The sequence below is a fragment of the Akkermansiaceae bacterium genome (assembly GCA_017798145.1).
Lineage (GTDB): Bacteria > Verrucomicrobiota > Verrucomicrobiia > Verrucomicrobiales > Akkermansiaceae > Luteolibacter.
On sequence record CP059069.1, the window covers coordinates 2,951,847 to 2,971,028 of the forward strand.

The following is a 19,182-nucleotide window of genomic DNA, read 5'->3' on the forward strand; positions in this document are numbered from 1 at the left end:
CTCCGGTCAGGCTTTCAAACTGCGTTGATTCCCTCTCAGGGACTGCCTGGAAATAGCATCCTCATCTCGGCCATCCGCACCACCGCAACGGATTCGCCTTGGCAAACATCCTTGCGATGGGGAAACATCCGGATATGTCCACAACAGCCTATCTCAAGGAACTTTTCGATCTCACCGGCAAAACCGCAGTCGTCATCGGCGGGACCGGCGAACTCTGCGGCACCATGGCCGTCGGCCTCGCCCGCGCGGGGGCAACCGTCGTCCTCGGGGGCCGCATCAAGGAGAAAGCGGAGAAACGCCTCGCGGAGATCGGATCCCACGGCGGCAAGGGTTACTTCGTCCCCGTTGACGTCACCTCCCGCCAGTCGCTCCACGATATGCTCGACACGGTTCTGGAAAAATCCGGAGGCGTGGACATCCTCATCAACGGCGCAGGCACGAACTCGCCCACCCCATTCCTCGAAATCCCCGAGGAGGAATATGCCCGCATTCTCGATACGAACCTCACCGCCATCTTCCGCGCGTGCCAGGTCTTCGGCCAGTATTTCGTCGATGAGATGCGCCCCGCCTCCATCATCAACCTCGGCTCCATCTCCGGCCTGAACCCGCTCTCGCGCGTGTTCACCTACTCCGCCTCCAAGGCGGCGGTCCACAACCTCACCCGCAACCTCGCCCGCGAATGGGCGGACAAGGACATCCGCGTCAACACCCTCGTGCCCGGCTTCTTCCCCGCCGAGCAGAACCGCAAGGTGCTCGACGAATCGCGAGTCCTTGACATCCTCCGCCAGACCCCCGCCTCCCGCTTCGGCAACGCCGAGGAGCTCATCGGTGCCACCCTCCTCCTCGCCTCCGCCAAAGCCGGCTCCTTCATCACCGGCACGGAGTTGATCGTCGATGGTGGTTTCAATGCGATGAGCCTTTGAGGGCATGCGCCCGCACGGGCGGGCCCCTTCGCGCAGAGGTGGCGATTTCGTCACCTCTGCGCTGCTGTTTTCCACCGCTGAAACGGGTTTCTTGGAAGCAGGGTTTCGCGTTGGCTGCCCGCTATCCATGAAAATCGACATCGTTACGGACACCTTTGCGCCGGATGTGAACGGGGTCGCGATGACCCTCGGGCGCCTGTGCGACGGGCTGCGCTTGCGCGGGCACCGCGTCCACGTGATCCGCACGGGCGATGGCAAGCGCGGGGAGACCATCGCCGCATCGATCCCGCTGCCGGGATACAAGGAAGTCCGCGTCGGCCTGCCGGGGCCCTTCAAGCTCCGCAAGAGATGGCTCAAGCGCAGGCCGGATGCGATCTACGTCGCCACGGAAAGCCCGCTGGGGAAATCCGCCGTGAAGGCCGCCAAGGCGCTGGGCATACCCGTCGCGACCGGTTTCCACACGAATTTCCACGAATACATGCAGCGCTACAGCCTCGGCGGCCTGAAGCCGCTCGCGATGGCCTACCTCAGGCGCTTCCATGACCGTGCGGACTGCACGCTCGCCCCATCGCCCGAGCTTGTCGATAAGCTCAAGGCGGAGGGCTTCGGGGCGGTGCATCTGCTGGGGCGCGGGGTGGACACGAAGCTCTTCAATCCCGCGAAACGGTGCGAAACCCTGCGCGGCGGCTGGGGCGCAAGGCCGGGCGCGCCGGTGGCGATGGTCGTCGGGCGGGTTGCGGCGGAGAAAAACCTGGATCTCGCGATGGCGGCGTTTTCGGAAATGCGGGATGCCGTCCCGGACCTGCAATGCGTCGTCGTCGGCGACGGGCCGATCCGCGAGAGGCTCGCCGCAAGGCATCCCTGGGTGCATTTCGCCGGCATGAAGCTCGGCGAGGAACTCGCAAGGCACTATGCCTCGGCGGACATATTGCTTTTCCCGAGCGAGACGGAAACCTTCGGGAACGTCGTTCTCGAAGGGATGGCCAGCGGGCTGGTCACGGTTTCCTACGATTACGCCGCCGCCGCGCGCTTCGTGAAACACGGGGAAAACGGGCTGAAGGCCGAGAAGGGCGATGCGGAGAACTTCATCGCACACGCCAAGGCGGCGCTCGCCATCCGCCACGGCCACGGCCTGCGCACCGCCGCCCGCGAGCTCGCAGAGACGCAGGGCTGGCCGCATGTCGTCGCGGATTTCGAAAAAAGGCTGGAAGAGATCTCCGGAGCAGCGGATCCGGCCCGCAAGCCCTATGTGAAACTCCCGGAAAACGGCAGGCGCGGGAAAGTCCGCCTCCGCACCGTTTTCCTCTCCGACATCCACCTCGGCACGGCCGACAGCAAGGCGGCGGAGGTCGTCGATTTCCTCAAGCAGATCCGCTGCGACAAGCTCGTCCTCAACGGCGACATCATCGACGGCTGGGCGCTCAGGCGCGGCTCGAAATGGCTGCCCCGCCACAGCCGCGTCATCCGGAAAATCCTGAAAATGTCGGAGAAGGACAAGACCGAGGTCATCTACCTTCGCGGCAACCACGATGACATACTTGAGCGCTTCCTTCCGCTCGCCTTCGGCAAGATCCGTTTCGCCAAGGAGCACATCCACAAGGCCGCGAACGCGAAAAGATACCTCGTCGTCCACGGCGACGGCTTCGACAGCGTGTCCACGAACCACAGGTGGCTGGCCTCGCTCGGTGCGGTCGGCTACGACACCCTGCTGCATGTCAACCGATGGTACAACCGCTGGCGCGCCTGGCAGGGAAAGGAATACTTTTCCGTCAGCAAGCGCGTGAAGGCGAAGGTGAAATCCGCAGTCAGTTTCATCGACAAGTACGAGCAGTTGCTCCAGGAGCTCGCCCTCCACAAAAAATGCGACGGCATCATCTGCGGCCATATCCACACCCCCGAGGACAAGCAGGTCGGGGAGATCCACTACCTCAATTCCGGGGACTGGGTGGAGAGCCTCACCGCCATCATCGAGCACCACGACGGGCGCATGGAGCTCGTCGGCTTCGCGGATTTCATGGCGCGCCGCGATCCCGCGGGATCCCCTCAATACCCCGCCTTGGCCGCCATCCCCGCGTACTCCCCGGCAAGCAGCAGCGCATCGCTGCGGCACAGCTGTGTTTCCGGAACCGAGCGGGCGGCGGATGGCAGCGAGAACTGCCGGAAGAACTCGCGGTCGTCGAAGCCGATCCCGGCAGCGTCGTCGATACTAAACCCATAGTAGATCGCGCCTATCCTGGCCCAATGGATCGCGCCCAGGCACATCGGGCAGGGCTGGCCTGTCGTGTAGATCTCGCAGCCGGCCAGGGAAAAATCCGCCTGTTTCGCGCATGCATCGCGGATCGCCACGACCTCGCCGTGAGCCGTCGGGTCATTGGTGGCCAGCACCCTGTTCCAGCCTTCGCCGATGATTTCCCCGTCCCTCACCACCACCGCCCCGAAGGGCCCGCCCTCCCCGCGCAGCATCCCGCCACGCGCCAGCTCGATGGCCTTTCCCATGAATTCCTCTTTCATCGCCGCCCCTGATACCATGCCAGGCCGGGGGTGGATAGATGGAATCGGGTTGGTTTTCCTGAAATTCAGGAAAAGATGACAATCACGGCAGGCTTGCCTTTCTCCGGGGATAACACGATTCTCCGGCATCGCCGCACATTCCCACATCCCCAACCCCTACCGCGCCATCCTGCGCCGGGATATCCCCGAGCCCCTCATCGCCCTGCTCTGCTTCGTCCTCGGGATCTGGATGTGGGATCACTACTTCGGGGAAACGGCGGGCTATGCTCCGGGCACCGAGGAAATCGTGCTCATCCGCATCGACCGCGACATGCAGCTTGCCGAGGCGATGGCGGAAGACCCGCCGCTGCTGCGCTGGCTTGCACACGCGCATGTGCTGGAGGAAGTCGTGCATGACGGCATCAAGTCGCTGGAAATGCTCTCGGAGGAGCAGGTTCTGAGCGAAGAGGCGGCCCGTGCACTGGCGACGCTGCATCTGGAGCGTGATGATGTGATTGTTGCCATCATCCCCGGAGCGGACAGGTTTTCCCGCACTTGGTGGAATCTCAAGCTCGCCTCCTCGGATTTCACATTTCCCCAGGGCGCCCGCACGGAAGCCCTGCGCTCGCGGGCGCTTGCCGTCGGCTCCATCATCTGGGGGCTCGGAGCCATCGGCCTGATCTTCATCCCCTCCGCCATCCGCTGCCTGCGCGGAGCCTTCCGGGAAAAACCCCGCGGCTATGCGGCGGCATGGCAGCCATCGCTGGGCATCACCATTTTCCTTTTGGCCACACTCGCATGGATCGGCTTCAGCATGGTCGTCGAGCTCGGCATCATGCAGTTTTCCGGCATCCACCCGGTGCTGGCCATCCTGCTGGACACCGCCGCCCGCATCCTTCCCACCCTCATCGCCCTCGCCCTGCTTTTCCGCAAAGCCTCCCACATCCCCCGCGCCATCGGCCTGGACGGGCACATCCACCCGCCGCTGCTGCTCGGCCTGTTCTCCCTCCTCGTCCTCACCGACCAACCCCTGCGCTGGGCCCTCGGCAGGTTCACCCCCGCCGATCCCACCGGCGGGCTTTCCTACGCGGATGCCGGGATTTCCGGCCTCATCTTCCTCATCGTCTCCGCCTGCCTCTTCGCACCCATCGCCGAGGAAATCCTTTATCGCGGCATACTCCACCGCTCCCTTGCGAACCGAATCGGCGTCCTCGGTGGCGCCATCATCTCCTCGGCCATTTTCGCCTCGCTTCATTTCTACGATTGGTATGGGCTGGCAAGCGTCGCGATTTTCGGCTTTGTTTGCGCACTTACCTACCAGTCAACCCGCTCCCTGATCGATGTCGTCGCCCTGCACATGCTCTACAACACCTCAATCACCCTCCCGGAGTGGACGATCTACCATGCGCCGTTCTAGAAAAACCCGGTTCCCGGCAATAACGGGCCGACCCGCAGCGTATGGGGGGGCACCCCCGCCGACAGCCTTTTCCCGATGAGCGAGCCCACCCACCAACCGGCCTTCCAGGCTCCCGAGATCGGCGAGGTCGCCCGGCTTTTCCCCGCCTATGACATCCACACCCTCATTGCCTGCGGCGGCATGGGAGCGGTCTATCAGGCCACCCAGCGCTCGCTGGACCGCACTGTCGCCATCAAGATCCTGCCCCGCGAGTTCTCCACGGACTCCGCCTTCCGTGCAGGCTTCGAGGCCGAGGCCAAGGCCATGGCCAAGCTCAACCACCCCAACCTCATCGGCGTCTATGACTTCGGCGAGGCTGGCGGCATGCTCTACATCGTCATGGAGTATGTCGCGGGGAAATCGCTGTTCCACTCCGCCCATGGCTTCGCGGTGGACCAGGCGGAAGCCCTCGCCATCGTCATCGGCGTCTGCGAGGGGCTTGCCAACGCCCATGAGAACGGCGTGCTCCACCGGGATATCAAGCCCTCCAACATCCTCCTCGACGCCAATGCCAACCCGAAGATCGGCGATTTCGGGCTAGCCCGCGCCCTGGAGCGGGAGATCGAGGAGGGGGAGCAGATCTTCGGCACCCCCGGTTACACAGCCCCGGAGGTTCTCACCCCGCCCTACGCCATCGACCAGCGCGCGGACATCTACTCGGTCGGCGTCATGCTCCATGAGCTGCTGACCGGAAAGCTCCCTGATGCCGACCCGCGCCCAACATCCCAGATCTGCGGCTGCAACCAGCGCCTCGACGCCATCATCTTCCGCGCCCTCCACCCGGATCCCAAATACCGCTACGCCTCCGCAGCCGAGCTTGCGGAAGACCTCGGTAAGATCTCAACCTCCCCGTCCCGGGCGCTCCTCACCTCGAACGCCCCTCCCTCCACCGGGAAAGCGCCGGCCGCCCCCGCCCTGCGCCGCCCCGCCCTCGTGCCCGCCAGACCCCCGTCGGCGCTTTCCTCCTCCGGCAATCCCAAAGCCCTCGCAGCACGCCCCGCCCTCGGTGCACAGCGCCCGCTCAGCACCCGACCCGCCACCAAGGTCTCGGCGCAGGAAAGCTACTTCGGCTCCATCATGCTGGGTGTGATCCTTGTTGTCGCGATCATCGTGGCCTTCGCCGTCCTCAGCAAGGACAAGACCCCGCCGGCACCTGCTGCCCCGCCGGCCCCGGAAGCCCCCGTTCTCCCCGGCGAGCCGGCTGCGGCTGCGGATGCGGATGCGGTGAAAGATTCCCCCGCCGATCCCGCCGCCGCACTCAACAGCGCAAAGTCCTCCATCCGCCTCCGCGTCGAGCCCCTTCTCGAGACACACAGGCGCGACCTGGAATCAGACCCCGGCAACAGGGCTTCCCTCGAGGGAAAACTGGATGCCGACCTCAAGTCCCTGGCCGGCATCTATGTCCTTGAGCTCCAGAACCAGATCGAGCAACTCTCGAAAGACGGCAACCAAGCCGCCGTCAACGCCCTCGAGGAGGAAGTCCGCCGAGTCCAGTCCGACCCCGGATACTTCCGCTCCGCCATGCAGAGGTGAGCCTCGCTTGCCCTGTATTATGGCACCCGGGGACGCACTACCCCAAAGCCCATGCGATCATACCCGGACTCAACCGCAATTCTGTAGATCGCCAGGAAATGCCTCGCCGGCGCGTCTGCCGGGATCCTGACGCTGATGTTGGCCGTCCGTCCGAGGTCGTTGATCATTGCGCTTTCTTTTGTCAGAAGGTTCCCCAGATCACGCACGCTCATGACCCCGGCATCTCCATGGATCCACGTGCCATCGCTTGAAAGGCTCACCACCGTCGTCGCATGTCTGTGCCCGGTATTCGAGGCGGCTGGCAAACTGAGCCTCGGATAATTCGTATGGATGCCGGAAAACTGGGAACTCCAGAGGAAGCCCGTGACCGAGATCAGCGTCATTACCATCAGGCATGCCGAAAGACGGAAAGCTTGCATTCATGGGTGAACGCCCGGAGGTGGAAATCTCCTGGGTATCTCAGATGAAATGAATACCGATTGGCCAACAGTCTCCGACAACGAGCCAAACCACATCTTCGTACCCTGAAATTTCTTCTTGTCATTACTGTATTTTCAGATAATTCTGAAAATAAGAAAGGGAATCGCCATGGAACTCAGCGAAAAGACGAAAGGGATCGAGGTGTTTTACGACGGGCGCTGCGGGATGTGCTGCAGCTTCCATGAATGGATCAACCGCCAGGCGAGGGCGCTCGGGATCGCCTTCATCCCGTATCAGGCTGCCGATGCGGAGCAGGTTTTCCCTGGGCTTGGGGCGCTTGATCCGGCGCGGGAAATGGTGGTGCGCACCGATGGTGGGGAAATTTTCCGTGGAGCCGAAGCTTGGGTCTGGTGCCTCTACAGCTGCGCGAAATACCAACAAGCCGCCCGCAAGCTGGGTGGGCCGGGCTTGTTGCCGGTCGCCGTCCGCGCCTGCCGTGTGCTGGCGGCAAACCGCCACTCGCTCAGCAAGGTTTTCTTCCGCCGCAAGGACAAGGCAGTGCGCGCGCAACTCCACAGGATGGAGCCTGTCGGGTGCGTTGGGAATTTCTGTGCAACAAAGTAAGGAACAAACGACATGAACACGATTGAAATGGCACTTCGCGTGGCGGGACTCGCCCTGTGCGGGCTGGTGGTGGCGAATTTCGTAGCCGCGAAACGCTGGGACTACGCCGGGAACCTCACCGGGGCAGACACCATCGTGCGGCAGATTTTCCACGTCCATTGCGCCTACATCGTCGCAATCATCTCCGCCCTGGCACTGCTCTGCCTCGGCTGGCCGCATCTTCTGTTAGGAGATGGGATGGGTCGTGCGCTCTCCGGGTTTTTCGGCCTCTTCTGGGGCAGCCGGGTGATCGTGCAGGTGACCTATTACGACAAAAGCCTGCGCCGCAAGGACAGGGGCTGGGATGTGTTTTTCCTGCTCGTTTTCCTGGCGCTGTCCGCCATCTTCACACTAGCCGCATTCGCATCATGAAAACTCTTTTGGAAATCGGGCTCATGATCGCCGGGTGGTCGCTGGTCATCCTGTGCATAGGCAGTTTCTGGATCCCGAAAGTGCTCTGTTGGCGCGAAAAGCTCGCGGGGCTTACCCCGCTGATGCGGGAGCTGTGGTGGACGTATTCGCTCTATGTCTGGGGCAGCCATGTGTTCTTCGCGGTGCTTGCGCTGGGCTTCGGCGAGTTCCTGATGGGCGGCTCCGGCGCGGCGGTGGCTCTGTGCTGCTTCATGCTGCTGTGGTGGTCGGTGCGGGTGTGGCTGCAGTTCTTCGGGTTCGATTTCGATGAAATCCCGGCCACGCCCGCGAACCGCATCGCCAAAAGCCTGCTGACCCTGCTTTTCATCGGGCTCGTCACACTCTACGCGGGCTTGGTGTGCTGGAATGCGGGATGGCTCGGAGGACTCCCCTGACATGATCTGGGCGCTCCCATTCCTCGTCCTCCTCGGCGTCCTTGCCGGTCCGGTTCTTGCGGAACTGCGGAAGGTCTGGCTGAGGCGGCTGCTCGGATGGATGGTCCTGGTTGCGGCCTTGGCCGGCGCACATCTCGCGCTGAGAGGCAGCGATCCCATCCTGCGCATGACAGGCATCTGCTGCGTCCTGCTCGGCGGGATGAAGGGTCTGGTCTATGCCGAGTGGGCGGGAAAACTCGCGCCGGGGCGCTACCTTGTGTTCGCGCTGCTTTGGTTCGGGATGGATCCGGGCAGCTTCCAAAACCGGCGCGGCGGCCTATCATGGAAGCCGGATGTGTGGGCGGGCTTGGCGCTGATGCTGGCCGGAACGCTGGCTGCATGGCTGGTGTGGGCGACGGGATGGCGGCACATTCTGGTCATGTTCGTCCCGCTCAGCGTGGGCTTCCACTTCGGGGCGCTTCGGGTGCTGAAAGGCGGCTTGCGGGCGGCGGGGTTTTCGGTGCGGACGCTGTTCCCAAATGTCCTCGAAGCACAGGGGCTCGGCGACTTCTGGAGCCGCCGATGGAATGTGGGCTACTCGCAGATGATGCAGCGCCTCATCGGCAGGCCGGTCGAAAAAATCGCCGGCCCGGATGCCGGGCTGATGGCCATTTTCCTCGCATCCGGGCTGTTGCACGAGATGGCGATCACGCTGCCGGTGCAGAGCGGCTACGGCCTGCCGACCCTCTACTTCGCCCTCCACGGACTGCTGGCCTTGGGCGAGAGGAAGCTGGGGCGCCCTTGCGGCAAAATCCCGGCGCTGCTCCTCGTTGCGCTGCCACTCGGCCTGCTGTTCCCGCCCGAGTTCCAAACGGAAGTCATCGCCCGTTGCCTCGGGGTGTTCGACCTGCTGGCGGGAAGCCCTCAGAACGGCTTGTAGATCCCGAGGTAGGCGGCGGCGATGGCGGCGGCAAAGCAAAGCGATAACACGATGAGCGGGTGCAGGATATTTTTCTTCGACAGGACGGGAGCCGCCCCGATGAACAGCCACAGGCCCAGCTTTGCCATCCACCAGTGCTGATCCATGGGCGGTTTTTTGAGCATCGCGAAGCCGATCACGAGGATGAATGCCAGCGAGATGCCGTGCAACGCCGAGGCCGCCTTTTTCTGGCAGCCACCCAGCATGGTGGCACCGAGCGAAGCGAAGAGGGCGAAGGCACCGGCGAGGTGAAGGGTTTTGAGCAATAGCGGATCCATGGTCGGGACGATCCTCTGCTGCGTGGCGGCTGGAATCAAGAGAAACCCGGAAAGGTGAGTTCCGCCCCCGACGTATATGCCCGTGCCAATGAAACGCAAACTCGCATGGATCGGAGCCATCGTATCGGGACTGTACCTGATCACGATCGGGCCGCTGCCATGGCCCGCGATGGACCCGCTGCCGTTCATCGACGAGGCCATCGCCTTGGCCTTTTTCCTGAAATGCACCTCCTCCCTCGGCTACGACATCCGGAAATGGTTGCCATTTTTCGGGAAATCGGCGAAACCCGGCGCCAAGCCGAAGAGCGAGAATCCCAAGGACGTCACCATCGATGTCTAAGCAACCCTTACCCCACATCCCTACGAAATGAGCAACGAAATCGACCTCGACGAACGCCCGGCGAAAACATCGCGCCCCTATTTCCTGACACTCGCCGGCCTCCTGACCATAGGCGGCCTGGTCGCCCTGCCGTTCCTTGCCGGTGAGCCGGATGGCGGGAAAATGCCCGATATGGTGCGTTTCCTGGGGCGCTTCCACCCTGTTATCCTGCACCTTCCCATCGGCATTTTCGTGCTGATCCTCTGCCAGGAATTCGTGGCGATGTTCACCGGGAAAACCCAGCGCAGCATCCTGCCTGCCTTCCTTGGCGCGGCCAGCGCGGTGCTGGCGATGCTTGCCGGATTCCTGCTCTACCAGGGCGGCGGCTTCGAGGGCAGCGAGCTGGTGGAAGACCACCTCTGGGGCGGACTCGGCTTCGCTTGCCTCGCCGTGCTCTCCTTCATCGCCAAGGCATGGAGCGCCGGCCCCGGCTCCTCGCAGGCGTTCTACCGCGTCCTCGTCCTTTCCAGCGTTGGCGTGATGACCTACGCCAGCCACAACGGCGGCTCCATCACCCACGGCGAGGACTACCTGACGAAATACGCCCCCGACCCGATCCGCGAAGCCATAGGCCTGGAGCCGAAGAAGCCAAAGCAGGAGGCCAAGCCGCTCGAAGAGCAGATCGCCTACGCCGACATCGTCCACCCCATCCTTGAGAAGCGCTGCGTGCAGTGCCACAAGGAAGGGAAGTCCAAGGGCAAGTTCCGCATGGACACCTACGAGCTCCTGCTGGCCGGCGGCAAGGAAGGCGACGGCCTGGAGCCGGGCAACGCCGACGACAGCAACATCGTCTATCGCATCGAGCTGCCGGAGGACGATGAGGAGCACATGCCCCCGGATGGGAAGGAAGGCCTCGACGACAACGAGCTGGCCGTCCTGAAATGGTGGATCAACGAAGGCGCCGATCCGGTGAAAACCGTTGCTGAGCTGAACCTCACCGATGAGATCCGCGCCGCCATCGCCAAGATCGTCCCCTCCGCCGCCACATCCGGGGACGCTCCCACCGCCGCCAAGGCGGACACCGCCTCCGCAGATCTCGTCGCCATGGTGGCCAAGCTCAGCGAGGAATTCCCCGGCGGGCTGACCTTCGAGTCCCAGTCCTCCGCGAACCTCACCTTCACCGGCGTTTCCCTGCGGAAAAACCTCACCGACGAGCTATTTGAAAAACTCGCCCCCGTCCTGCCGAAGATGGTCTCCGTGGATCTTTCCGCCTCCTCGGTCACCGACGCCTCCGTGGCGCTGTTGGCCGGGTCTCCGGATCTCAAATTGATACGCCTCGCCGAAACCGGAATCACCGACGCCTCCATCGACACCCTGGTCAAGCTCCAGAACCTGGAGTCCGTTAACCTCTATGGCACCAAGGTCACCGACGAAGGGGTGAAAAAGCTCGCCGCGCTCAAGAACCTCAGGAGCCTCTACCTCTGGCAGACCGCCGTTACCCCCGCCGCCATCGCGGAGCTGCAAAAAGCCCTCCCGGACGCACAGATCATCACGGGCATCTGACAGCCTATGGGCTAACTGCGGCTGACCAGGCCGGACCAGGCCGGACCAGGGCAAGCTGGCGAAATTTCCGCTTGCCATACTGAATTTTCAGTATTTACTGAAACTATGAAAGTTGCCACGACGGACAAGCTGGGACAGGCGAGGGATGAGTTCATCGCCCAATGGGGTGCCTTGGGCACCCAGTGGGGGATCAGCCGGACCATGGCGCAGATCCACGCGCTGCTGATGACCTCGCCGCGCCCGATGTGCACCGACGAGGTGATGGAGGCGCTGGAGGTGAGCCGGGGCAACGCCCACTCGAACCTCAAGGAACTGGTCAACTGGGGCTTGATCCGGATGATTGTGATCCGGGGCGAGCGCCGGGATTTCTACGAGGCGGAGAAGGACGTCTGGCAGATTTTCACCATCATCGCCCGCGAGCGGAAACGCCGGGAGATCGAGCCCGCGCTGGCCATCCTCAACAAGTGTGCGGAGGAGACCAAAGGCCTCAAGGGCGAGGAGGCGAAGGCTTTCCACAACCAGATGAAGCAGCTGGAGGAGTTCGTCGGCTTCGCATCGAAGATGTCGGACCGCATTTCCGGCATGAGGCACGGGCTGGCGCTGCAGCTTGCGAGCAAGATCCTCGGATGAAATTTTTCCCATGAACCCGACAACAGTCATCATCGGCGCGAACGGCTTCCTCGGCCGCTACCTGTGCCGCCACTTCGCACGCAACGGCCGGGAGGTCGTTGCCATCGCCCGCAGCAGGAAAGGATGGAGCGGCGACGGGATGTTCCTTGAGTGGGACGGAGAAACCATGGGGCCATGGGCGCTGGCCCTGGAGGGCGCGGAGCTCGTGATCAACCTGGCGGGGCGCAGCGTGAACTGCCGCTACAACGCGGCCAACAGGGAAGAGATCCTGCGCAGCAGGGTGGCGACGACGGAGCTTGTCGGCAAGGCGGTCGCGCTGTGTCGCGTACCACCCAGGCTGTGGATCAATTCCAGCACCGCCACCTGGTACCGCCATGCGGAGGACAAGCCGCAGGACGAGTGGGAAGGTGTGCGCGGCGAGGGCTTTTCCTGTGATGTGGCCGCCGCCTGGGAGGATGCGTTCTTCGGCGCGAAAGTGCCTGCGGAGACCCGGAAGGTCGCGCTGCGCACCGGCATGGTCCTGGCGAACGAGCCGGATACCGTCTATGATGTCCTCACCGGCCTCACCAACCGCGCCCTCGGCGGCGCAATGGGAAGCGGCAGCCAACGGGTTAGCTGGATCCACATGGACGATTTCCTCCGCGCCGTGGAATTCATCATGCGCGACCCTTTCCTCGACGGCATCATCAACGCCACCGCTCCGGATTTCCCCACCAACCGCGAACTCATGAAATGCTTCCGCGAAACCGTCGGAATACCCATCGGCCTGCCCGCCTCCAAATCCATGCTGGCCATCGGCGCGACGGTCTTGGGAACGGAAACCGAGCTGGTGCTCAAAAGCCGCTGGGCGGAGCCTTTGCGCCTGCGCGAGGCCGGATTCCGCTGGCGCTATCCCGTGGCGGCGGACGCCATCGACGACCTAGAGCGCCGCCGCGGCCTAGCCGGATTCTTCCGCGAGAGCGAACGCCGCAGTGCGGGCGCGAGGGCGTGGCTGCCAGCCACCACCCGCTGAAAAAAACGCCCGGCCACCATGCGGTGGACGGGCGCTTGATGAAACTCGCTCAGCCTATTTCGAGGAGGAAACGTAGCTCGCCTGGCTCGCGCCTTTCTTGAGCTTGGTCTGCTTGATCCAGCTCATCGTGGAGCGGAGCTTCGCGCCGACCTTCTCGATCTGGTGCTGCTCGCCTTCCTTGCGGAGGGCGTTGAATTTCTTGTAGCCGCCCTCGTACTCGGCGATCCACTCCTTGGCGAACTTGCCGCTCTCGATTTCCTTGAGCTGCTTGACCATGCGCTTCTTCACCGAGGCATCGATGATCTTCGGGCCGACGGAGACATCGCCCCACTCGGCGGTCTCGGAGATCGAGAAACGCATGCCCGCGATGCCGGCCTCGTTCATGAGGTCGACGATGAGCTTGAGCTCGTGGAGGCACTCGAAGTATGCCATTTCCGGCTGGAATCCTGCCTCGACGAGAACCTCGAAGCCCGCCTTGACGAGTGCGGAGGCACCGCCGCAGAGGACGACCTGCTCACCGAAAAGGTCGGTGACGGTTTCCTCGCGGAAGTTGGTCTCGAACACACCGGCACGGGTGCATCCGACGCCACGCGCCCATGCGAGCGCGGTGGCCTTGGCTTTTCCGGAAACGTCCTGGTGCACGGCGATCAGGCCGGGAACGCCTTTGCCGTCGACGAACTGCGAGCGCACCGTGTACTTTATCCCTTGGGGGCGACGAGGATGACGTCGATGTCCTTGGGAAGGTCGATGGTCTTGAAGTGAACGGCGAAGCCGTGGGAGAAAAGGAGGGTCTTGCCCTTGGTGAGGTTGGGCGCGATGTCCTTGTTGTAAACGGAAGGGATCACGGTGTCAGGGGTGGCGACGAAGATCACGTCGGCGGCCCTGACGGCATCTGCGGTGTCCATGACCTCGAAGCCGAGTTTCTGGGCGACCTCGCGGGATTTGGATTTCTTGTAAAGGCCGATGACGACTTTCAGGCCGCTGTCCTTGAGGTTGAGCGCGTGGGCGTGGCCTTGTGAGCCGAAGCCGATCACGGCGAGTGTCTTTTTCTTCAGCGAAGTGAGGTTCGCGTCCTTGTTCGTGTAGATCTTGGCAGCCATAACTGGTCGATTAGTGAATTCGTGTTTGCCGGAAACATGCCACCGAGGCTGCAACCGGGCGCACAAGCTGGCTATCGCCCGGCAGGCCGTCAAGCCTCCTCTTGCCCCAAAGTGTTGCCAGCGAAGGGGCGGCGGCTACATTCGCGGCCACGGCATGAAAGCGGAACTTGTGGAACTGATACGCGCCGAGCTGCGCACCCGGCTGGCGCGGCTGGCGAAGGCGGCGATGGACGCCCATGCGGCGGCGACCGATCCCGGCTCGAAGGCGGAGAGCAAATATGACACCCGCAACCTGGAGGAGTCCTACCTTGCCACCGGCCAGGCGCGGCAAGTCAGGGAACTTGGGGAAACCCTCCGAGTCTTCGAGAACCTCCGGCTGAGGGATTTTTCCGGAAACGAGGAGATCGCCGCCGGTGCGCTGGTGGAGGTGGAAAGGGACGGAGCCAAGCTATTGTTCCTGCTCGCCCCGGCTTGCGGTGGTTTGGAAATCGAATCCGAGGGCAGGGAGATCACCTTGCTCAGCCCGGAAAGCCCGCTTTACCGGAACCTGCTCGGGAAGAGGGCGGGGGAGCGCCTCGATGCGCCTCCTTTTTCAGTCCACCGCGTAACCTGATTCCCCGAGCGCAAGCGCGGCGGCCCCGACCGTGCCGGCCTCGTGGCCGAAGGCGGCGGGCAGGATCGCCAGTCCGTCCTTGAAGGGCCCGGAGAGCTGGCGGAGCAGGTGCCCGCGGAACGGGCGGAAGAGGATTTCCCCGGCACGGGCGACGCCGCCGCCAATCACGATGGCCTCCGGGTTGAGCAGCCAGCAGGCATTCATCATCGCCGTCGCGAGCATGCGGGCGATGCCATCCCAGCAAGCCAGCGCCACCGCATCGCCGTGTTTGGCGGCCTCCGCGAGGGCGGCGGGCGAGCAGTCCTCGATGTCCCTTGAAATCCCCGCCGACTGGTACGCTGCCTGGGCATCGCGGGCGATTTCCCGGTTGCCTATGTAGTCCTCCAAGGCACCGAGATTCCCGTAGTGGCCCTTGCGTCCCGCGAAGTCGATGGATGTCTGGCCGATCTCCCCGGCACCGAACCTGGCGCCGCGGACCATCTGGCCATTGGCGATGATGCCGCCGCCCACTCCGGTGCCGAGCGCCACGCAGACGAGGTGGTGCAGGCCTTTGCCCGCGCCGAGTTTCCACTCGGCGTAGGCCATGCAGTTCGCATCGTTGTCCGCCACGACGGGCAGGCCGAGCTTCGCCCCAAGCTCCGCCTTGAGGGGGACATTCTCCCAGCCCCGGACGTTCGTGAGGCCGGCAACGATCCCTTTTTCGAAATCGACAAAACCCGGCATCCCGATCCCCACCGCGCGGATGCCCGGATGGCGGCTGCGCAGATCTGCGACAACCCTCACCATCGTGTCCATCAGCTCTCCGGCAGCGTCGAAGTCCTGCGTCGCGATGGGCGGCGCCTGGTCGATGATCTCATTGCCGCGCACCACCCCCGTTTTCACGCTGGTGCCGCCGAAGTCGATGCCGATCGCAAGGGGTGTGTCGCTCATGGTCGCGCATTCCCTAGGCTGCGGGTTTGGAAAGATCCACCCAAAACGATGGGCGTGGCAGGGTTCCTGCGCCACGATCCTCGCGGACCCGGCACTGACTTCGACATGCTTCATGGACAGGGGGGAAATGCGAGGCCCATTGCGGCGTCCACCGTGGAGACGCCCGCGGAGAACGACGCTGCGACTCCCGCCCACCACCAGAAAGCGGCCGAAGAAGCGGCAGGGTCTCCCGGATCCGATCCCAAAGCCGGCCCGGAACGCTTGCGGGGAAGGATCCTCGCACCGCATCGGATTTCGCCGCAAAGAATCCGGTGATCTCGGCACTTCAGATCCGACAGGTTCCCAGGGTGGCAAGCCTTGGCCTCCGGAAAAAATGCGGAAGCTTGATTTCCACGCGCATTTCCCTAAGTTAGCAACCCGTGTCCCGGATTTCCCCCATGTTCCTGCAAGGGCGGCGCTTGCTTATCTGCGCCATCCTCGCCGTCCTCCCCTCTTGCGACACCCCGGAAAAGCATGCCCTCCGCGAGCTGTCCCGCGCCGGGGTGCAGCCCAGCGGGCGCGCCCTTGTCGATGCTGTTACCGCAGGCCAGGACCAGCATGTCCGCTGGCTCCTGGACGTGGGGGTTCACACCGAGCAGCGCGATGCCGCCGGCCGCCACCCGCTGCGCATCACCGTCGAGCAGGACAGGCCCAGCGTCGCCATCATGCTCCTCGATTCCGGGGCGAACCCGAACTCGAAGACCGCCGATGGCATTTCCGTCCTCGCCGCCGCCATCGCCCGCGACGAGACACCCATCGTCGAGAAGCTCATCGCCATGGGCGCGAACCCGAACGCCCTCATGCCCGGCGGAGAGAAAATCCTCCCCTGGTGCATCCGCAACGGCCGCCTCGCCTTCGTCCGCTCCATGTTCAAGCATGGTGCGGATCCGCACCTCACCGACCACGCCGGAAACCCCTTGCTCCATATCGCCATCCAGGCCGGCCACCGCGATCTCGTCCACACCCTCATCGAAATGGGGGCAGACCCCGGAGCCACAGATCCGCAGGGGCGCGGCGTCCTCGCCTTTGCAGTGAAAAACGGCTGGACTGAAATCCTCCCCGACCTCGCCGCCGCCGGAGCCGATCCAAATCTCCCGTCGCCAGGCGGCCTCACCCTGCTGGAGCAGGCCATTGCGGAGCAAAACACCGGCCTCATCCCCCTCCTCATGCGCATCGGTGCGGATCCCGTCCGCCTGCCGACCTCGCCCGGCGGCGTCACCCCGCTGGAGGCGGCCATCGCCAGCGGCCACCCGCCCACCCTCCGGGCCGTCCTCCGCCCCGGCGAGACGCTCGACGGCCCCGAGTGGGAGCCGGCCGTATGGCTCGCCTACCGCCGCGACAACCGCGACCTCGCAAAAATGCTTTTCCACAAGGGTGCCCGCGCCACCCGCCACCGCGAGAACGGCCTCCTGCTCACCGAGACCGCCGCCCTTGCCGGGGAGATCCCCTGGCTCAAGCTGCTCCTCGATTACGGCCACAGCCCCGGGAAATCCCTTGCCTATGCCTGCGCCCGGGGCGACCGCCTCACCGCCTCCTTCCTCCTGTCCGCCGGCGCATCCGCGGACGTCACACTTTTCCCCAGCCTCGACACCGCCCTATCCCTCGCGATGCGCTCCGGCAACGACGGCATCGCCGCCCTGCTCCTGCGCCACGGCGCAAACGCCAAGCTCCGCCTCCGCGAGGGCCAGAAGCCCCTCCACTTCGCCATCGTCACGGGAAATCCCAACACCGTCCGCGAGCTCCTCGCCGCCGGTGCCGATCCCAACGAGCCCATCGTCACCCCCGTCAGCCAGGCTTTCCTGGATCGCGTGAAATCCAAGGACATGCGCTGGTATCTCACCCGCACCCGCAACGTCACTCCCATCATGCTCGCCGCAAACACCGGCAATCTCGCCACCGCCCGTCACCTCCTCGCCGCCGGCGCGAAGACCAACACCTACACCCGCCCCCACTCCACCTGGCCGCTCAACTTCGCCTCCCGCCGCAGCGATGTCCCCATGATGCGCCTCATCCTCGGCCAGGACCCGGACAAGACCGAGCGCCACATCGTCCTATCCCTCTCCGAGCAGCGCGCCCGCGTCTATGATGCAAAGGGCGAGGAAATCTTCTCCACGAAAGTCTCCTCCGGAAAAAGCGGATACCGCACCCGCCAGGGCGAGTTCGTCATCACCGACAAGCACCGCCACCACAACTCCTCCATCTACGGCTCCTCCATGCCCTACTTCCAGCGCCTCAGCTGCAGCGATTTCGGCTTCCACTACGGCCACGTCCCCGGCTACCCCGCCTCCCACGGCTGCATCCGCCTGCCCATGGACTCCGCCAGGAAACTCTTCGCCATGACCGAAGTCGGCGACACCGTCACCATCAAGCCCTAGCACCCGCAGCCATCACTTCGCCCCGCCGACCTTGATCCGTGCCGGCAACTTCCTGATGCTGATGCCCGCCTTGCCGAGGGCATCCCAGATTTCGAGGAGCCTTTCCAGCGGCAGGCGGCGGTCCGCCTCCAGCTCCAGCTTGCGGCCGGGATTCTGCTTCTGGTAGGCGGTGAGATAGGCACCCAGCAAACCCTCCGGCACTGCCAGGGTGTCGAGGGTGATGTTCCCCTCTGCGTCCACCGCGATGACAGAGCGGGTGTCGGTGATTTTCCCCGAGGGGATTTCCTTCACCGTCGGCAGCTCGATCTCGAGCACCTCGCGGGGTTTCTTGAACGTCGTCGAGACGATGAAAAACACCAGCAGGATGAAGAGGATGTCGATCATCGGGACAATTGGCACCTGGGCCCGGGTGCGCTGGACGCGGTGGAATTCCATCGGTCAGGGGGCGTTGTTGCCGGAACAGGCGGAGACGAAGCCGGTCAGGACGGATTCCATGCGGGCGGTGAGGCGCTCGATGCGGCGGGTGAAATAGCTGTGGGCGATGACGCATGGCACCGCGATGGCGAGGCCGAAGATGGTGGTGTTGAGCGCCTCCGCGATGCCGCGGGCGATGGCGAGGTGGTCGGTGGTTTCGCCGAGACCCTGGAAAATGGTGACCAGGCCGGAGGCGGTGCCTAACAGCCCGAGCAGAGGGGCGACGGTGATCACGACATCAAGCACGCCGATGCCGGCGTGCATCCTCACGACTTCCTCGCGGGCGGAGGCCTCCACGGCGCGGCTGATTTCCCCGGCGGGTCTGCCCTGATGCTTCAGGGCGACCGAGCCGAGGCGGGCGAGGCTGCTGCCGCCGTGCCGGATCTCGGCAACGACCGCCTCCGATTCGCCCGTGAGGATGGCTTCCATTCCGCCCGCAAGGCCGTGGGGGACCGTGCGGGAGCGGGCGAGGGAGAGGGCCTTGAAGCCGATGGCGGTGAGGCCGGCGATGGAGCAGAGGATGAGCGGGTAGATGAAGATGCCGCCCTTTCCGAGGAATTCCAAGGTGGCGGAGGTGGCGCTGATGGCGAGGTGGTGCAT

The 19,182-nt window shown here is 64.1% G+C and carries 19 protein-coding genes and 4 pseudogenes; 16 read left to right on the forward strand and 7 right to left on the reverse strand.

Features of this window, described 5'->3' with window-relative positions:
* The first annotated feature begins 134 nt into the window (after positions 1 to 134).
* The 4 genes and pseudogenes from HZ994_12555 to HZ994_12570 all read left to right on the forward strand — a co-directional run bounded on the left by HZ994_12555 (position 135) and on the right by HZ994_12570 (position 2,937).
* The gene (locus HZ994_12555) at positions 135 to 923 is read left to right on the forward strand and encodes an SDR family oxidoreductase (GenBank protein ID QTN33110.1); all 789 of its coding nucleotides are present in this window, start codon (positions 135 to 137) and stop codon (positions 921 to 923) included.
* A 4-nt stretch (positions 924 to 927) separates the two neighbouring features.
* Positions 928 to 1,569: pseudogene (locus HZ994_12560) on the forward strand (glycosyltransferase).
* A gap of 72 nt (positions 1,570 to 1,641) precedes the next feature.
* Positions 1,642 to 2,037, forward strand: a pseudogene (locus HZ994_12565) (glycosyltransferase).
* Positions 2,038 to 2,172: 135 nt separating this feature from the next.
* A pseudogene (locus HZ994_12570) lies at positions 2,173 to 2,937 on the forward strand (UDP-2,3-diacylglucosamine diphosphatase).
* Positions 2,938 to 2,966: 29 nt separating this feature from the next.
* On the opposite strand, the gene HZ994_12575 reads toward HZ994_12570, so the two are convergent.
* Positions 2,967 to 3,434: a nucleoside deaminase gene (locus HZ994_12575; GenBank protein QTN33111.1), complete on the reverse strand. Its 468-nt coding sequence runs from the start codon at positions 3,432 to 3,434 to the stop codon at positions 2,967 to 2,969.
* Positions 3,435 to 3,663: 229 nt separating this feature from the next.
* Between HZ994_12575 and HZ994_12580 the strand changes: the two genes are divergently transcribed.
* Both HZ994_12580 and HZ994_12585 read left to right on the forward strand, forming a co-directional pair.
* Positions 3,664 to 4,830: a CPBP family intramembrane metalloprotease gene (locus HZ994_12580; GenBank protein QTN33112.1), complete on the forward strand. Its 1,167-nt coding sequence runs from the start codon at positions 3,664 to 3,666 to the stop codon at positions 4,828 to 4,830.
* Between the two features lie 75 nt (positions 4,831 to 4,905).
* A complete protein-coding gene (locus HZ994_12585) occupies positions 4,906 to 6,402 on the forward strand; it encodes a serine/threonine protein kinase (protein ID QTN33113.1) in 1,497 nt (498 codons plus the stop codon).
* Positions 6,403 to 6,419: 17 nt separating this feature from the next.
* Here the strand turns inward: HZ994_12585 and HZ994_12590 are convergent, their stop codons facing one another.
* Positions 6,420 to 6,785: a hypothetical protein gene (locus HZ994_12590; protein QTN33114.1), complete on the reverse strand. Its 366-nt coding sequence runs from the start codon at positions 6,783 to 6,785 to the stop codon at positions 6,420 to 6,422.
* Positions 6,786 to 6,990: 205 nt separating this feature from the next.
* Between HZ994_12590 and HZ994_12595 the strand changes: the two genes are divergently transcribed.
* The 4 genes from HZ994_12595 to HZ994_12610 are packed head-to-tail and all read left to right on the forward strand — an operon-like array spanning position 6,991 to position 9,210.
* Positions 6,991 to 7,446, forward strand: a complete 456-nt coding sequence (locus tag HZ994_12595; GenBank protein ID QTN33115.1) for a DUF393 domain-containing protein — start codon at positions 6,991 to 6,993, stop codon at positions 7,444 to 7,446.
* Positions 7,447 to 7,458: 12 nt separating this feature from the next.
* Positions 7,459 to 7,857 carry a hypothetical protein gene (locus tag HZ994_12600; GenBank protein ID QTN33116.1) on the forward strand — a complete coding sequence of 133 codons (399 nt, stop codon included), beginning with the start codon at positions 7,459 to 7,461 and terminating at the stop codon, positions 7,855 to 7,857.
* Positions 7,854 to 8,291 (forward strand): hypothetical protein, encoded by a 438-nt coding sequence (locus tag HZ994_12605; GenBank protein ID QTN33117.1) that lies wholly within the window; start codon positions 7,854 to 7,856, stop codon positions 8,289 to 8,291. The genes HZ994_12600 and HZ994_12605 overlap by 4 nt, the downstream gene beginning before the upstream one ends.
* Position 8,292: 1 nt before the next feature.
* A complete protein-coding gene (locus HZ994_12610) occupies positions 8,293 to 9,210 on the forward strand; it encodes a hypothetical protein (GenBank protein QTN33118.1) in 918 nt (305 codons plus the stop codon).
* Here the strand turns inward: HZ994_12610 and HZ994_12615 are convergent.
* Positions 9,195 to 9,527 (reverse strand): hypothetical protein, encoded by a 333-nt coding sequence (locus tag HZ994_12615; GenBank protein ID QTN33119.1) that lies wholly within the window; start codon positions 9,525 to 9,527, stop codon positions 9,195 to 9,197. The genes HZ994_12610 and HZ994_12615 overlap by 16 nt on opposite strands.
* A gap of 88 nt (positions 9,528 to 9,615) precedes the next feature.
* Here HZ994_12615 and HZ994_12620 point away from each other — a divergent pair, with 88 nt between their 5' ends.
* The 4 genes from HZ994_12620 (at position 9,616) to HZ994_12635 (ending at position 13,051) form a co-directional block, all read left to right on the forward strand.
* The gene (locus HZ994_12620; protein ID QTN33120.1) at positions 9,616 to 9,867 is read left to right on the forward strand and encodes a hypothetical protein; all 252 of its coding nucleotides are present in this window, start codon (positions 9,616 to 9,618) and stop codon (positions 9,865 to 9,867) included.
* Positions 9,868 to 9,894: 27 nt separating this feature from the next.
* Positions 9,895 to 11,409 carry a hypothetical protein gene (locus HZ994_12625; GenBank protein QTN33121.1) on the forward strand — a complete coding sequence of 505 codons (1,515 nt, stop codon included), beginning with the start codon at positions 9,895 to 9,897 and terminating at the stop codon, positions 11,407 to 11,409.
* Positions 11,410 to 11,514: 105 nt separating this feature from the next.
* Positions 11,515 to 12,039, forward strand: a complete 525-nt coding sequence (locus HZ994_12630; protein ID QTN33122.1) for a transcriptional regulator — start codon at positions 11,515 to 11,517, stop codon at positions 12,037 to 12,039.
* 10 nt (positions 12,040 to 12,049) lie between these two features.
* Positions 12,050 to 13,051, forward strand: coding sequence for a TIGR01777 family protein (locus HZ994_12635; GenBank protein ID QTN33123.1), 1,002 nt, complete (start codon positions 12,050 to 12,052; stop codon positions 13,049 to 13,051).
* Positions 13,052 to 13,105: 54 nt separating this feature from the next.
* Here HZ994_12635 and ilvC read toward each other — a convergent pair.
* Positions 13,106 to 14,151: pseudogene (gene ilvC, locus HZ994_12640) on the reverse strand (ketol-acid reductoisomerase).
* A gap of 154 nt (positions 14,152 to 14,305) precedes the next feature.
* Between ilvC and HZ994_12645 the strand changes: the two are divergent.
* The gene (locus tag HZ994_12645) at positions 14,306 to 14,764 is read left to right on the forward strand and encodes a transcription elongation factor GreAB (protein QTN33124.1); all 459 of its coding nucleotides are present in this window, start codon (positions 14,306 to 14,308) and stop codon (positions 14,762 to 14,764) included.
* Here the strand turns inward: HZ994_12645 and HZ994_12650 are convergent.
* A complete protein-coding gene (locus HZ994_12650; protein ID QTN33125.1) occupies positions 14,744 to 15,694 on the reverse strand; it encodes an ROK family protein in 951 nt (316 codons plus the stop codon). The genes HZ994_12645 and HZ994_12650 overlap by 21 nt on opposite strands.
* A 419-nt stretch (positions 15,695 to 16,113) precedes the next feature.
* Between HZ994_12650 and HZ994_12655 the strand changes: the two genes are divergently transcribed.
* Positions 16,114 to 18,108, forward strand: coding sequence for an ankyrin repeat domain-containing protein (locus HZ994_12655; GenBank protein ID QTN33126.1), 1,995 nt, complete (start codon positions 16,114 to 16,116; stop codon positions 18,106 to 18,108).
* A gap of 12 nt (positions 18,109 to 18,120) precedes the next feature.
* On the opposite strand, the gene HZ994_12660 is transcribed toward HZ994_12655, so the two are convergent.
* Together HZ994_12660 and HZ994_12665 are read right to left on the reverse strand one after the other, a co-directional pair.
* Positions 18,121 to 18,543: a biopolymer transporter ExbD gene (locus tag HZ994_12660; protein ID QTN33127.1), complete on the reverse strand. Its 423-nt coding sequence runs from the start codon at positions 18,541 to 18,543 to the stop codon at positions 18,121 to 18,123.
* Between the two features lie 3 nt (positions 18,544 to 18,546).
* Positions 18,547 to 19,182, reverse strand: a complete 636-nt coding sequence (locus HZ994_12665; GenBank protein ID QTN33128.1) for a MotA/TolQ/ExbB proton channel family protein — start codon at positions 19,180 to 19,182, stop codon at positions 18,547 to 18,549.

What these genes read in the sequence shown, in the direction of transcription:
- HZ994_12625 (QTN33121.1), top strand. Translation starts at nt 9,895, where the DNA reads ATGAGCAACGAAATCGACCTCGACGAACGCCCGGCGAAAACATCGCGC.
- HZ994_12575 (QTN33111.1), bottom strand. Translation starts at nt 3,434, where the DNA reads ATGAAAGAGGAATTCATGGGAAAGGCCATCGAGCTGGCGCGTGGCGGG.
- HZ994_12600 (QTN33116.1), top strand. Translation starts at nt 7,459, where the DNA reads ATGAACACGATTGAAATGGCACTTCGCGTGGCGGGACTCGCCCTGTGC.
- HZ994_12665 (QTN33128.1), bottom strand. Translation starts at nt 19,182, where the DNA reads ATGCACCACCTCGCCATCAGCGCCACCTCCGCCACCTTGGAATTCCTC.
- HZ994_12585 (QTN33113.1), top strand. Translation starts at nt 4,906, where the DNA reads ATGAGCGAGCCCACCCACCAACCGGCCTTCCAGGCTCCCGAGATCGGC.
- HZ994_12645 (QTN33124.1), top strand. Translation starts at nt 14,306, where the DNA reads ATGAAAGCGGAACTTGTGGAACTGATACGCGCCGAGCTGCGCACCCGG.
- HZ994_12555 (QTN33110.1), top strand. Translation starts at nt 135, where the DNA reads ATGTCCACAACAGCCTATCTCAAGGAACTTTTCGATCTCACCGGCAAA.
- HZ994_12590 (QTN33114.1), bottom strand. Translation starts at nt 6,785, where the DNA reads ATGACGCTGATCTCGGTCACGGGCTTCCTCTGGAGTTCCCAGTTTTCC.
- HZ994_12660 (QTN33127.1), bottom strand. Translation starts at nt 18,543, where the DNA reads ATGGAATTCCACCGCGTCCAGCGCACCCGGGCCCAGGTGCCAATTGTC.
- HZ994_12615 (QTN33119.1), bottom strand. Translation starts at nt 9,527, where the DNA reads ATGGATCCGCTATTGCTCAAAACCCTTCACCTCGCCGGTGCCTTCGCC.
- HZ994_12630 (QTN33122.1), top strand. Translation starts at nt 11,515, where the DNA reads ATGAAAGTTGCCACGACGGACAAGCTGGGACAGGCGAGGGATGAGTTC.
- HZ994_12610 (QTN33118.1), top strand. Translation starts at nt 8,293, where the DNA reads ATGATCTGGGCGCTCCCATTCCTCGTCCTCCTCGGCGTCCTTGCCGGT.
- HZ994_12595 (QTN33115.1), top strand. Translation starts at nt 6,991, where the DNA reads ATGGAACTCAGCGAAAAGACGAAAGGGATCGAGGTGTTTTACGACGGG.
- HZ994_12635 (QTN33123.1), top strand. Translation starts at nt 12,050, where the DNA reads ATGAACCCGACAACAGTCATCATCGGCGCGAACGGCTTCCTCGGCCGC.
- HZ994_12650 (QTN33125.1), bottom strand. Translation starts at nt 15,694, where the DNA reads ATGAGCGACACACCCCTTGCGATCGGCATCGACTTCGGCGGCACCAGC.
- HZ994_12580 (QTN33112.1), top strand. Translation starts at nt 3,664, where the DNA reads ATGTGGGATCACTACTTCGGGGAAACGGCGGGCTATGCTCCGGGCACC.
- HZ994_12620 (QTN33120.1), top strand. Translation starts at nt 9,616, where the DNA reads ATGAAACGCAAACTCGCATGGATCGGAGCCATCGTATCGGGACTGTAC.
- HZ994_12605 (QTN33117.1), top strand. Translation starts at nt 7,854, where the DNA reads ATGAAAACTCTTTTGGAAATCGGGCTCATGATCGCCGGGTGGTCGCTG.